Genomic DNA, 13,877 nt, shown 5'->3' with positions numbered 1-13,877 from the left:
TTGCTCCCACAGGATTTGAGCCTGACTTCAAGGATGTGGGCGACACATCACCTGTGGGAGCAAGGCTTGCCCGCGATGACGGCCCGACAGACACCACAAACCTCAGGCCTGCTAACATGTCGCGCAATCAACCCTGCCGTGACGACGCCAGCCAATGCCGCAAGCCTCCCGCTCCGCCTCCCAGCCTGAATTGACTGCCCTGTTCAGCGACGTGCAACAACACTTTCTGAAGGTGATCGTGCCGCTCTGGCAGGGCCCGGGCTGGAACGCCGACATGGCGTTGCCCCATGAGGCGCTGGACGCCAATCACCAGCCATTGCCTGCCCAGCGTTATCGCGCCATGGCCTGTGCGCGGCAGTTGTATCTGTTCGCCAGCCTGATCGGCCAGGTGCCGGCTGCAGAAGAGCGCGCGGCGGCGCTGTTCCGCTCGTTGCAGCGGCATTTCCACGATGCCGAGCATGGCGGCTGGTTTTACAGCATCGACCCGCAAGGCGCGCCGCTGGATACCCGCAAGGACCTCTACACCCACGCCTTCATCCTGTTCGCCTGCGCCCACTTCTGGGACAAGGTCCGCGAGCCGCTGGTGGAGTCGGTGCTCAATGCCAGCCTGGAAGTGATCACACAGCGTTTCGCCAGCGGCGACGGCCTCTATGAAGCAAGCCTTGATCGCGACTGGTCATCCCTGAACAGCGGCCCGTTGCAAAATCCCCTGATGCACCTGGCCGAAGCGTTCCTCGCCACCCTGTCGGTACGCGAGGATCTCGCGGTGCAACAAGCGCTGGTCGAGTTATGCACAGCCATGCAAAAGCGCTTTATCGATCTACAACAAAGCGTGTTGATGGAAAAGCCGCTGGGCGCTGTGGATAACTGGTTTGAACCGGGGCATCAGTTCGAATGGTATTTCCTGCTGGAGTCGTCGGATCTGCTGCGTGGCTCGGCTTTGCACGCGTCTCTGGAGCGTGCGTTCGCCTTCACCGAGAAATTGGGCGTCGACCAACAGACCGGCGCCGTGTGCGCCATGCTTGATCTCGGACCGGGCAGTGGTTTGCGCGACGCGACCCAACGCATCTGGGCCCAGGCGGAGTACCTGCGGGCATTGACCCTGCGAGCGGATAGCGAGGCAGTCGTCCTGCGCCAGTTGCGGGCGTTGCAGCAACGTTCGCTGCATGTGGGGGGCTGGTATGAGTGCCGGGATGAACATGGGGAAGTGAGCCGCCGGGACATGCCGTCGACTACGCCTTATCACCTGGCGACCTGTTATGCCGGGTTGGCTGAATATCTTCGCTGATTGATACACCGCTTTCGCGAGCAAGCCCGCTCCCTGTAGGAGCGAGCCTGCTCGCGATTAGCCGTTACGCGGCCTTACGCCTTGCCACCACTGCGATCAATCGCAAACCCGGCCCAGCTCTGGCTCACCGGCATCAGCTCCAGGGTGTTGATGTTGATGTGCGCCGGGGCATTGAGAATCCAGAAAATGGTGTCGGCGATGTCCTGCGGCTGAATCGGCTCGGCACCGGCGTAAGTCGCGTTGTAACGCTCCTGGTCACCACCGAAACGCACCAGCGAAAACTCGCTCTCGCACAGGCCCGGCTCAAGGTTGCTGACGCGCACGCCAGTGCCTTGCAGGTCGCAACGCAGGCTCAGGGAGAACTGCTGGACGAACGCCTTGGTGCCGCCATACACGTGGCTGCCCGGATACGGATAGTTGCCGGCGACGGACCCCAGGTTGACGATACCGGCGCCACGACCGTGGGCAATCAAGCGCGGCAGCAGCAGGCGGGTGCTGTACATCAGGCCCTTGATGTTGGTATCGACCATGGTGTCCCAGTCGTCCAGGCTGCACTTGGGTGCCGGATCGGCGCCCAGGGCCAGGCCAGCATTGTTGATCAACCCTCGCAGCTTGGCGAAGCTCGGCGGCAGGTTGGCGATGGCGTCTTCCATGGCCTTGCGGTCACGCACGTCCAGCACCAGGCCATGCACTTCAGTCTGCTTCGACAGTTCTGCGCACAGCGCGTTGAGACGATCTTCACGACGGCCGGTCAGCACCAGCTTCCAGCCCGCCTCGGCAAAACGACGGGCACAGGCTTCACCAAAACCGGAGGTCGCGCCGGTAATAAACAGGGTGTTGGACATCGTGTTCTCCTTGCATCGGCTGAGGGTCAGCCATGGGAATGGACAATCAGCGGGAAGCATGCCCGGCCACGCTCTTACCGGCAACCACAATGCCGAACCTGCTCAAAAAACGATCAACGTGCTGATCATCAGGCCGGCCGGGGCCTGTAGCCGGTTGCGCGCACGTTATCCACAAGCGGATCCACAGTCTCTGGGGGCAAGTGGAAAAGCTGAAAGCCGCTATCCACAAGGCTTTGCGCGGGATTTGAAAACTTTTTCGCTTGACCCTTATCGCCCTGGCGTGTAGCCCCGGGTCATTTTCTCGACCGGGCGGTCAAGCAGGCGATGGCCGCGAGCCAGTAACCACGGCCTTCAGCGCGGTCTTTCCAGAGTTTAATCACAGACTTATCCACAACCTTACCCACACCAGTTCCCGGCGTTTTTACCCGCAAGAAAACAGTTGACAACGCCGACCCGAAGGCCGTGAAAAATGCCTGTTCAAAAAACAACCACATCACTACAAGCCACGGTTTCAAAGGCTTACAGCCAGCTACCACCAAGTTATTCACAGCCCGCTCCACAGCAAACGGGGACAAGTCAAAACCGTGACAAAACAGCGATTTGCAGCGGTTTTATGTCGCAGTTCGGGAGCTTGCGAATATTGTTTTCCACAATTTCCCGAATCCCCCTGTAGGAGCGAGCATGCTCGCGAGGAACGTCGGGATAACGCGGGCATTCAGGTGACCCGCGTTATCGTTGACGACCATCGCGAGCATGCTCGCTCCTACAGGGATGTGTTCGGGATAAGAAAAAGCCCCGGCGATTGCTCGTCGGGGCTGTGGATATTTCAGGAAAGCATCAGTGCCCGCCGAGATAGGCGTTACGCACATCCTCATTCACCAGCAACTCCTTGCCGGTACCGCTCATGCGGATCTCGCCGTTGACCATTACATAAGCCCGGTCCGACAGCTTGAGCGCGTGGTTGGCGTTCTGCTCCACGAGGAAGATGGTCATGCCGGTCTTCGCCAGTTCCCGCAGGGTGGCGAAGATCTGCTTCACCACGATCGGGGCCAGGCCCAGGCTCGGCTCGTCGAGCAGCAGCAACTTCGGCCGGCTCATCAGCGCACGGGCGATGGCGAGCATTTGCTGCTCGCCGCCGGACATGGTCATGGCGCGCTGGTTACGCCGCTCTTCGAGCCGCGGGAACAGCTCGAACATGCGCTGCATGTCTTCCTTGGCGTATTTGTCACCGATCGGGATGGTGCCCATCAGCAGGTTTTCCTCGACGGTCATGTCGGGGAATACCCGCCGCCCTTCCGGCGATTGCGCGATACCGTTGGAGGCGATGTAGTGCGACGACTTGTGGGTGATGTCCACGCCCTGATAAATGATCTGCCCGTCCGCCGCCCGTGGCTGGCCGAAAATCGACATCAGCAGGGTCGACTTGCCGGCGCCGTTGGAGCCGATCAGGCTGACGGTTTCACCTTCATTGATGTGCAGCGAGACTTTCTTCAGGGCCTGGATCGGCCCGTAAAACACGTCCAGCTCCTTGAGTTCGAGGATGGCACCGTTAGTCATACCAACTCCTCTTCATCGGCGCCCAGGTAAGCGGCAATCACTTTTGGATCGTTGCGGATATCGTCAGGGCCGCCCTCGGCGATGACGACGCCGTGGTCCAGCACCACGATGTGGTCGGAAATGCTCATTACCATGCCCATGTCGTGTTCGATCAGCACCACGGTCAGATCGTGCTCGTCGCGCAGCAGCCGGATCATCGCGCTCAGCGCTTCGGTTTCCTGAGGGTTGAGGCCGGCGGCCGGTTCGTCGAGGCAGATGATCTGCGGACGGGTACACATGGCGCGGGCGATTTCCAGGCGGCGCTGCTGGCCGTAGGACAACTCACCGGCCAGACGGTTGGCGCAGTCCACCAAGTCCACCACTTCCAGCCAGTAGAAGGCGTGGTCCAGTGCGTCGCTTTCCGCCTTGCGGTAGCCCTTGGTGTTGAGGATGCCTGCCAGCATGCTTCGGTTGACCCACATGTGCTGGGCCACCAGCAGGTTTTCCAGCACCGACATTTCCCGGAACAGGCGAATGTTCTGGAAGGTTCGCGCCAGCCCAGCCCGGTTGACCAGATGGGTACCGCCGAACGCCTTGTAATACAGGCGGCTGGCGAAGGATTTCGGCGAGACGAAGTCGGTCGGCTTGAAGGATTCGCCCAACAGCTGGATGACGTTGGTCTGCTGGCCACGCAAATTGAGTTCGATCTTGCCGCCGGAGGCCTTGTAGAACCCGGTCAGGCAGTTGAACACGGTGGTCTTGCCGGCGCCGTTGGGGCCGATCAGGGCGAAAATCGAGTTGCGCTTGACCTTCAGGCTGACATCGTTCAACGCCTTGATGCCGCCGAAGTGCATCATCAGTTTTTCGACACTGAGTACGACTTCGCTCATGGCGCTACTCCTTTACGCGGGGTCACACCGGTGCGGCTGATCCGAATCAGTCCGCGCGGTCGCCAGATCATCATCAACACCATCAGCATGCCGAACAGCAGGACGCGGTATTCGGCAAAGCCACGCAGCAGTTCCGGGGCCACGGTCAACACGAATGCGGCGATCACCACACCAATGGTCGAACCCATGCCGCCCAGTACCACGATGGCGAGAATCAGTGCCGACTCGAAGAAGGTGAACGAGGTCGGGTTCACAAAGCCCTGGTAGGTGGCGAAGAACACACCGGCCAGGCCCGCCGTCGACGCACCAATGGTGAACGCCGAGAGTTTGACCAGCACGTGGTTCAGGCCCATCGAGCGGCAAGCGATTTCATCTTCACGCAAGGCTTCCCAGGCCCGGCCGACCGGCATCTTGACCAGACGGTGCTTGATGTACAGCACGGCCAGCACCACCAGGAACAACACCGCGTAGATGAAGTAGTACTTCACGTCCGGGTTGTAGGCGATGCCGAAGAACTCATGGAACGGCACACCGCCGTCCTTGGCCCGCTTGCCGAATTCCAGGCCGAAAAAAGTCGGCAATGGCGCCGGCATGCCGTTCGGGCCGCCGGTCAGGGACAACCAGTTGTTGAGGATCAGGCGAATGATTTCACCGAAGCCCAGGGTCACGATCGCCAAGTAGTCGCCGTGCAAACGCAGGACCGGGAAGCCGAGGATGCAACCGGCCAGACCAGCAGTGATCGCCGCCAGTGGCAACACCGTCCAGAAACCCAGCCCCAGGTACTGGTAGCCGAGCGCCAGGCCATAGGCACCAATGGCGTAGAACGCCACGTAACCCAGGTCGAGCAGACCGGCCAGGCCAACCACGATGTTCAACCCCAACCCCAGCAGCACATAGATCAGCCCGAGGATGACCACGCCCAGCAGGTACGAGTTGGAGAAAAACGGCAGCGCCACGGCGATGACGATCATCAGCGGGATGATCCAGCGCAGGCGTGATTTGTAGTCGGGCGGTAGCACGTGCACCCCGGAACCCGGGCTTTCGAAACCTTCGAGAATCCTCAGGCCCCTTGCAGTCTGCAGGAAGGTACTGAGGGCGAAGCGGCCGACCATGACGATGGCGATGATCCATGCCACCCGCGACGTTTCCAGGTTGAAGCCGTAGCCATCGAGCACGACGCCGACGATTGGCCCGAACACGATCAGGGCAACGAGGCCGGAGAGAATCGCATCAACCAGACTTTTTTTGAGATCAATGGTTTTTTTAGTGGTTGAAGACATCGCTTACACCTTCGACACAAGAGGACGGCCGAGCAGGCCTTGAGGCCGAAAGACCAGAACGAGGACCAGCAGCGAGAAGCTGAATACGTCTTTGTAGTCCGAGTTGACCAGACCGGAGAACAGCGACTCGGAGATCCCGAGGATGATCCCGCCGAGCATGGCGCCAGGCAGCGAGCCGATTCCGCCGAGTACCGCGGCCGTGAAGGCCTTGATGCCGATGACGAAGCCGGCGTAGAAGTCGAACGTGCCGTAGTTCATGGTGATCAGCACGCCGGCCAAAGCCGCCATCGCTGCACCGATGATGAACACGTAGGAAATCACCCGGTCGGTGTTGATCCCCAGGATCGAGGCCATCTTGCGGTCTTGTTGGGTCGCGCGGCACATGCGGCCGAGCTTGGTGTACTTGATGATGTAGGTCAGCGCGGCCATGCCGGCGAACGCGGCGACCAGGATGAAGATCTTGGTGTAGGTGAGCTGGACGAAGCCCGTGCCTACGTCAATACGCCATGCGCCGGTCAACAGCGTCGGAACACCCTGTTGGCGGGCACCCTGGCTGATCTGGGCATAGTTTTGCAGGATCAGCGAGATACCGATGGCGCTGATCAGCGGTGCAAGACGGGTGGAGTTACGCAGGGGTTTATAGGCGATGCGCTCGATGACCCAGCCATAGACCCCGGTGACGACAATGGTGAACACCAGTGTGCCGAGCATCAGCAGAGGGAAGGATTCAATACCGAAGTAAGCCAGCAGTGCCAGACTGATTGCCGCGAGGTAAGCGGAAATCATGTAAACCTCGCCGTGGGCGAAGTTGATCATGCCAATGATGCCATAGACCATTGTGTAGCCGATGGCGATCAGGCCATAGACCGACCCGAGGGTCAGGCCGTTGACCAGTTGCTGCAGGAAAATACCATCCATAACGCAATCTCACGCATTTGAGAGACTGCACAGAAGCCGCCTGCGACGGACCGGGGTTCAGCCGCCGGCGCAGAACGGTTGTGTGCAGCTCTACGAGAAAAGACAGGTACTGCACGGACATGTTCGTTGAACACCCGGCGCACAAGGCGCCGGGTTTTTCAGCAGGTCATGTCACTTCTGTTTGTCCAGCTGATGGTATTTGCCGTTTGCGTCCCACTCGTAAACCACGTAGTCGGAGACTTTCAGGTCGCCCTTGCTGTCCCAGGTCTTCTCGCCCATGACGGTCTTGACCGGGTTGGCCTTGAGCCACTTGGCAGCGTCTTCGCCCTTGTTGGACTTGGCGCCATTGAAGGCTGCTGCCAGGGTCTGAACCGAAGCGTAGGCGTACAGGGTGTAGCCTTCAGGCTCGGTACCGGCCTTGCGGAATTGCTCTACAACGGTCTTGCTGTCTGGCAGCAGGCGTGGGTCGGCGCCGAAAGTCATCAGTACACCGTTGGTGTATTGCGGGCCGCCGGCGGTGGTCACCAGTTCGTCGGTCACGATGCCGTCGTCGGACATGAATTTCACGTCTTTCAGGCCTTCGGTACGCAGTTGTTTAACCAGTGGACCGGCTTCCGGGTGCAGGCCACCGAAGTAGACCACGTCGGCGCCGGCGGCACGGATCTTGGTCACGACGGCGCTGAAGTCTTTCTCGCCGCGGGTCAGGCCTTCGTACAGCACCGGCTTCACGCCGCGTTTTTCCAGCTGAGCCTTGGTGGCGTCAGCCAGGCCTTGGCCGTAGGTGTCCTTGTCGTGCAGCACGACGACTTTCTTGCCCTTGAGCACGTCGACGATGTAGTCGCCGGCCACGATGCCTTGCTGGTCGTCACGTCCGCACATACGGAACATGGCGCTCAGGCCACGCTCGGTAACGGCCGGGTTGGTGGAGCCTGGAGTGATGGCGATGATGCCCGCTTCGTCGTAGATCTCGGAGGCCGGGATGGTCGACGAGGAGCAGAAGTGACCGACCACGCCGGCGACTTTCTGGTTGGTGAGGTCCTTGGCGACCGTCACAGCCTGTTTCGGTTCGCAGGCGTCATCGCCCTTGACCAGTACGATTTTTTCCCCGTTCACGCCGCCTGCTGCGTTGACCGCATCGGCCGCCGCCTGTGCACCCTTCATGTACTGCTCGCCAAATGCCGCGTTGGCGCCCGTCATTGGACCCGCTACGCCGATCTTGATGTCAGCCTGAGCAAACGCAGAAACACCCAACGCAGTAGCCACTGCGAGGGCCAAAAAGCCTTTTTTGTAAAACGTCTGGGACATGAGGTGGTGCTCCAAGGTTTTTTTTAATTGGCACTGCGACTTCACTGAATGCTCAGAGCAAGGGCCGTGCCATCGGTTTTTTATTCTTCAAAAAGTCGCTGCTTTATTGTTATTTCGACTGTTTCGGTCCCATTTTCATTGGGCGTGCAACCGTCTAAACCGCGGAAGGTGAAACCCTATTTTTTCTGAGGCGCAACCCTCCTGCGCCATCATTGCAACCGCGGCATCAAACGACGTGCAACCAGCCTGTAACAACGTGCGTCACCGAACTGCACACTACTGGTGCGGGACTGCTACAACACGCACCACTACAGGCTAGTCGCTGCGCCGAAAAGCGCCGCTTTCCACTACAAATTTCAGCAATCAGATGACGATCCGCAAGCACTGGCCCGCGTGATACAGCGAAAAGCCGGCCTCATACAGACAGCTGCGCAACCCCACCCCTGCCAAGGGCTGCATCGGTGCAAAGGGAATCGGTAGCGCTTGAGGATTTCCGTTACACAAATAGTCGGCGAAAGCCTTGCCGACCACCGTCCCCGTGGTCACGCCGCGACCGTTATAGCCGGTAACTGCCACTATGCCGGGAGCCGGTTCGAACAGGCGCATCAGGTGATCAGGAGTGAAGGCAATGCGCCCCGTCCAGGTGCACTCCCATTCCACTGGCTTGAGATTGGGGAAGTAATGCTGCTGTACCCGATCCGCCCAGGCCTTGAGGAACCAGGTGGGTTTCTGATTGCCGTTGCCCAAACTGCCAAGCAACAGACGGCCGTCCTTGTCCCTACGAATGCTGCTCAGCACTTGCCGGGTATCCCACGAGCCCTGCCCGCCTGGCAGGATTTCCTGGGCGGCGTCTTCGGTCAGCGGGACCGATGCCACTTGATAGTAATAACCGGGGAAAAAATTGCGCTTGAGCTCGGTCCAGTCGCCTTCGGTGTAGGCGTTGGAAGCGATCACCACCTGCTCGGCCACCACCGAACCCTGTGCGGTTTGCACCGACCACTTCTGGCCCTGGCGTTCGAGCCGAGTGACCGGAGAGTGATCGAACATCTGAGCGCCAAGGCCCTTGGCCGCGTTGGCCAGCCCGGTGGCGTAGGCCATCGGATTGAGGGTGCCGGCACGCTTATCCAGCAGCGCGGCGGCGATTTTTTTGGTGCCCGTCGCCTGCTGGCAGGCCTGGCCGGTCAGCAATTCCACCGGCGCACCGCGACGTTTCCATTGTTCTTCACGACTGCGCAGATCGGCTTCGCCACGGGCGTTATGCGCCATGTGCAGCGTGCCTTCGCGGCGCAACTGGCAATCGATGTTGTATTTGTCGACCAGGCTGAACACCAGCGCGGGTGCCGCACCCAGCATGCGATTGAGCTGGCTGCCGACCGCCTCGCCAAAACCCGCCTCGATCTCGTCCGGTGGAATCCACATCCCGGCGTTGACCAGCCCGACGTTACGTCCCGAACCGCCATGGCCGGCGCGATGGGCTTCCAGCACGCAGACACTTTTGCCCTGCTCCAGCAGATGCACCGCCGCCGACAGCCCGGTGAAACCGGCGCCGATGACGCAGACATCGACTGTTACTTCACCTCTGAGCGCCGCATTGTCGGGCCTTTGTGGCGTCAGTTTTTCCCACAGACACTCTTCGCGTAACGGCATTGCCAGACTCCAACAGAAACCTAACCAACCCATGCAAATTATTGTGGGAGCGAGCCTGCTCGCGAAAGCGGTGTATCAGCCAACATTGATGTCGGCTGAAAAATTGCTATCACGGGCAGGCTCGCTCCCACAGGGATCACTGTCTGGCTGAAAAATCAGTCGAAGGTGATGCCCTGCGCCAACGGCAACTCCAGCGAGTAGTTCACGGTATTGGTCTGACGACGCATGTACGCGCGCCATGCATCGGAGCCGGACTCGCGACCACCACCGGTTTCCTTCTCACCACCGAACGCGCCACCGATTTCCGCACCGCTCGGTCCGATGTTGACGTTGGCGATACCGCAGTCACTGCCCACTGCCGACATGAACTGCTCGGCTTCACGCACGTCGGTGGTGAAGATGCAGGACGACAGGCCTTGTGGCACGGCGTTGTTCAAACGCAGGGCTTCGTTGAAATCGGTGTAACCGACCACGTACAGGATCGGCGCGAAGGTTTCGTGGCAGACCACATCGCTCTGCTCCGGCATTTCGACAATGGCCGGCGCCACGTAGTAGGCATTGGGGAATTGGTCTTCAAGCTGACGCTGGCCGCCGAATACCCGGCCGCCTTCGCTCAGGGCACGCTCCAGCGCGTCCTGCATGTTGTCGAAGCTTTGCTTGTCGATCAGCGGGCCGATCAGGTTGCCTTCCAGCGGATGGCCGATACGCACCTTGGAATAGGCGGCCTTGAGGCGGGTAACGATTTCTTCCTTCACCGATTCATGGGCGATCAGGCGACGCAAGGTGGTGCAACGCTGACCGGCGGTGCCGACGGCGCTGAACAGGATCGCGCGAACGGCCATGTCCAGGTCGGCGCTTGGGCCGAGGATCATCGCATTGTTGCCGCCCAGTTCGAGGATGCTGCGGGCGAAGCGTGCAGCGATTTTCGGCGCCACTTCGCGGCCCATGCGGGTGCTGCCGGTGGCGCTGACCAAGGCGACGCGCGGATCATCGACCAGAGCTTCACCGGCATCGCGACCGCCAATGATGACTTGGCTCAGGTACGGTGGCGCGTCGCTGAAGTTCTTCAGCACGCGATCGAACAGCGCCTGGCAGGCCAGTGCGGTCAGCGGGGTCTTTTCCGAAGGTTTCCAGACCACCGGGTTGCCGCAGACCAGCGCGAGCGTGGTGTTCCAGGCCCAGACGGCCACCGGGAAGTTGAACGCGCTGATCACACCGACAACGCCCAGCGGGTGCCAGGTTTCACGCATGTGGTGGCCAGGGCGCTCGGAAGCGATGGTCAAACCGTACAGCTGGCGGGACAGACCGACGGCGAAGTCGCAGATGTCGATCATTTCCTGAACTTCACCCAGGCCTTCCTGAGTGATCTTGCCGGCTTCCCAGGACACCAGTTCGCCGAGATCGGCCTTGAATTCGCGCAAGACTTCACCGAACTGGCGAACCAGTTCGCCACGGCGTGGTGCCGGCACCTTGCGCCACAGTTCGAACGCATGATCTGCGCGACTGATGTGCTGCTCGACTTCGGCGGCGCCTTCCCAGTTCACGGCGGCGATGCGACTGCCGTCGATGGGCGAATGCACCGGCACTTTGCCGTTCTGGTACAGGGCCGGGTTCACACCAAGACGATCAAGCAATGCGGCAACCATGGGTTACTCCTCAAGCAAAAAACGGTACGTGTGCAGCCGCGCGATCACGGCTGATCAGGCCTGTAGTTTTAGCTCCCCGGAGGTTACTCAACAAACGACCTTTAAGAGAGATATCATTCCGTTTATTCATGCTGTGCATCGCAGGCAATAAAGAGACAAGAACAAAGGACCGCCCATGCTGAACAAACGCTATTTGCCATCGATCGCTGCCCTGCAGTGTTTCGAAGCCGTGACCCGGCATCTGAGCTTCACCCGGGCCGCCGAAGAGCTGAACCTGACCCAGAGCGCCGTCAGCAAGCAGGTCGCGCAGCTGGAAGAACTGCTGCAGCATTTGTTGTTCCGCCGGGTGCGCCGTCGCCTGCAAATGACGCCGGCGGGGGATTTGTACCTGGTTGAAGTACGAAAAATCCTCACACAGGTCGAGATGTCCACCCATTACCTGCGTTCCTACGGCGGCGAAACGGAAGTCCTGCGCGTCTCCACGCCTCCGACTTTCGGCGCACGCTGGCTGGTGCCACGGCTCAAGGGCTGGCGCCTGCGTCATCCGTCCATTCACCTGGACCTGTGCAGCGAGCAGGAAGCCGATGATTTGCTGCAAGGTCGCAGCGACCTGGCGTTCTACTTCGGCCAGGGCTCACGGCCCGGCACCGAGTGCCTGAAGCTGTTCAGCGAGGAGCTGGTGCCCGTCTGCGCCCCCGGCAGCCTGCCAGCCGAGCCCTTCACCGACCCGACCCAGCTCACCGATCTGGTCCTGCTGCAAAACGCCTCCCGCCCCCAGGCCTGGCATGACTGGTTCGACAGCCAGGGCTACCACACCGAACACAGCTACCACGGCCCGCGCTTCGAAACCTTCTATATGTGCATCCGCGCCGCGCAGGTCGGCTGCGGCGTGGCATTGCTGCCGCGGTTCCTGGTGGAAGAGGAACTGGCCGAGGGCAAGCTGGTCATTCCCTGGAAGCATGCCATGCCCAGCACCGATGCCTATTACCTGGCGTATCCGGAGCATTCGGCGGAAGTGCCCAAGGTGCGGGATTTTGTGAAGTGGATGCTGGAGCAGATTGATAGCCCGGATGCAGTGCACGACTGAGCCCTGCACCTGTGGGAGCGAGCCTGCTCGCGAAAGCGTCGGCACATCCAGCATCAATGTGACTGACAAACCGCATTCGCGAGCAGGCTCGCTCCCACAGAGGAATGGGTGCGACCAAAAAATCGCTGGCAATCCCCACCTTTGATATGCGCCACTAGCGCCATTGATCAATACCGCTGCAACGCTGGAGACCTCTTTATGAGCGAGAGTGTATTTGCCGATCGCATCGTGCAGAACCTGCTCGACACCGACTTCTACAAACTGACGATGATGCAGGCGGTGCTGCACAACTACCCCAACGTGGAAGTCGAATGGGAGTTTCGTTGCCGTAACAGTGAGGATCTGCGCCCCTATCTGGCCGAGATCCGCTTTCAGTTCGAGCGCTTGGCCGAGTTGAGCCTGAGCGCCGACCAGTTGAGTTTTCTGGAGCGCATCAGCTTCCTGAAACCGGACTTCCTGCGTTTTCTCGGACTGTTTCGCTTCAACCTGCGCTACGTTCACTCCGGTATTGAAAATGGTGAGCTGGTCATCCGCCTGCGCGGCCCGTGGCTGCATGTGATCCTGTTTGAAGTCCCGATGCTGGCCATCGTCAGTGAAGTGCGTAACCGCTATCGCTACCGGGAAGTCGTACTGGAACAGACCCGCGAGCAGCTCTACCGCAAGTTCGACTGGCTGACCGCCAATGCCTCGGCCGATGAGCTGTCAGAGTTGCAGGTAGCCGATTTCGGCACCCGCCGTCGCTTCTCGTACCGCGTACAGGAAGAGGTGGTCAATGTGCTCAAACACGATTTCCCGGGGCGTTTCGTCGGCACCAGTAACGTGCATTTGTCCCGGGAACTGGACATGAAGCCGCTGGGCACCATGGCCCACGAATGGATCATGGCCCATCAACAGCTCGGTCCACGGCTGATCGACAGCCAGATCGCCGCCCTCGATTGCTGGGTTCGCGAGTACCGTGGCCTGCTGGGGATTGCCCTGACCGATTGCATCACCATGGATGCCTTCCTCGGCGATTTCGACCTGTTTTTCGCCAAGCTCTTCGACGGTTTGCGCCACGACTCCGGCGATCCGGTGGTCTGGGCGGAAAAAGCCATCGCGCACTATCACAAGCTCGGCATTGACCCGATGAGCAAGACGCTGACCTTCTCCGACAGCCTGACGCTGCCAAAGGCTCTGGAAATATTCCGTGCACTGCGCGGTCGGATCAATGTCAGCTTCGGCATCGGCACCAACCTGACGTGCGATATTCCGGGTGTCGAACCGATGAGCATCGTGCTTAAAATGACCGCCTGCAACGGTGCGCCCGTGGCGAAGATCTCCGACGAGCCCGGCAAGACCCACTGCAAAGACCCGAATTTCGTCGCCTATTTGCGACACGTTTTCGAAGTACCTGCCCCTCTTTCCGGCACATCCGGTCCATCTAGCAAGGAGTGAA

12 protein-coding genes are annotated in these 13,877 nt (G+C 60.2%); 3 read left to right on the top strand and 9 right to left on the bottom strand.

Translation table 11 applies throughout. From position 1 onward, the window contains the following. Positions 1-154: 154 nt before the first annotated feature. Complete coding sequence (locus DKY63_RS22440; protein ID WP_110966097.1) at positions 155-1,288, top strand: AGE family epimerase/isomerase; 1,134 nt, start codon at positions 155-157, stop codon at positions 1,286-1,288. A gap of 74 nt (positions 1,289-1,362) precedes the next feature. On the opposite strand, the gene DKY63_RS22435 is transcribed toward DKY63_RS22440, so the two are convergent. The 9 genes from DKY63_RS22435 to amaB all read right to left on the bottom strand — a co-directional run bounded on the left by DKY63_RS22435 (position 1,363) and on the right by amaB (position 11,355). Next, complete coding sequence (locus tag DKY63_RS22435; RefSeq protein WP_110966096.1) at positions 1,363-2,133, bottom strand: SDR family oxidoreductase; 771 nt, start codon at positions 2,131-2,133, stop codon at positions 1,363-1,365. A 293-nt stretch (positions 2,134-2,426) separates the two neighbouring features. Further along, entirely contained in the window at positions 2,427-2,681 is a 255-nt protein-coding gene (locus DKY63_RS22430) for a hypothetical protein (RefSeq protein ID WP_110966095.1), read from the bottom strand. Positions 2,682-2,970: 289 nt separating this feature from the next. Next, entirely contained in the window at positions 2,971-3,690 is a 720-nt protein-coding gene (locus DKY63_RS22425; RefSeq protein WP_110966094.1) for an ABC transporter ATP-binding protein, read from the bottom strand. Beyond that, positions 3,687-4,559, bottom strand: coding sequence for an ABC transporter ATP-binding protein (locus DKY63_RS22420; protein ID WP_110966093.1), 873 nt, complete (start codon positions 4,557-4,559; stop codon positions 3,687-3,689). Before DKY63_RS22420 ends, DKY63_RS22425 begins: the two co-directional genes overlap by 4 nt. After that, positions 4,556-5,839, bottom strand: a complete 1,284-nt coding sequence (gene livM / locus DKY63_RS22415) for a high-affinity branched-chain amino acid ABC transporter permease LivM (RefSeq protein ID WP_110966092.1) — start codon at positions 5,837-5,839, stop codon at positions 4,556-4,558. The genes DKY63_RS22420 and livM overlap by 4 nt, the downstream gene beginning before the upstream one ends. Before the next feature lie 3 nt (positions 5,840-5,842). Next, entirely contained in the window at positions 5,843-6,757 is a 915-nt protein-coding gene (locus DKY63_RS22410; protein WP_110966091.1) for an ABC transporter permease subunit, read from the bottom strand. A 171-nt stretch (positions 6,758-6,928) separates the two neighbouring features. Continuing rightward, positions 6,929-8,062, bottom strand: a complete 1,134-nt coding sequence (locus DKY63_RS22405) for an ABC transporter substrate-binding protein (RefSeq protein WP_110966090.1) — start codon at positions 8,060-8,062, stop codon at positions 6,929-6,931. A 363-nt stretch (positions 8,063-8,425) separates the two neighbouring features. After that, positions 8,426-9,709 carry an L-pipecolate oxidase gene (amaA, locus tag DKY63_RS22400; RefSeq protein WP_110966089.1) on the bottom strand — a complete coding sequence of 428 codons (1,284 nt, stop codon included), beginning with the start codon at positions 9,707-9,709 and terminating at the stop codon, positions 8,426-8,428. 155 nt (positions 9,710-9,864) lie between these two features. Then, positions 9,865-11,355 (bottom strand): L-piperidine-6-carboxylate dehydrogenase, encoded by a 1,491-nt coding sequence (gene amaB, locus DKY63_RS22395; protein WP_110966088.1) that lies wholly within the window; start codon positions 11,353-11,355, stop codon positions 9,865-9,867. Positions 11,356-11,530: 175 nt separating this feature from the next. Here amaB and DKY63_RS22390 point away from each other — a divergent pair, with 175 nt between their 5' ends. Together DKY63_RS22390 and pncB are read left to right on the top strand one after the other, a co-directional pair. Beyond that, positions 11,531-12,442 (top strand): LysR family transcriptional regulator, encoded by a 912-nt coding sequence (locus DKY63_RS22390; RefSeq protein WP_110966087.1) that lies wholly within the window; start codon positions 11,531-11,533, stop codon positions 12,440-12,442. 198 nt (positions 12,443-12,640) lie between these two features. Further along, positions 12,641-13,876 (top strand): nicotinate phosphoribosyltransferase, encoded by a 1,236-nt coding sequence (gene pncB, locus DKY63_RS22385; protein WP_110966086.1) that lies wholly within the window; start codon positions 12,641-12,643, stop codon positions 13,874-13,876. The last annotated feature ends 1 nt before the right edge of the window (position 13,877 follow it).

Origin of the sequence: Pseudomonas putida (assembly GCF_003228315.1) — a bacterium.
Lineage (GTDB): Bacteria > Pseudomonadota > Gammaproteobacteria > Pseudomonadales > Pseudomonadaceae > Aquipseudomonas > Aquipseudomonas putida_S.
This window is presented reverse-complemented; position numbering and strand designations above follow the sequence as displayed.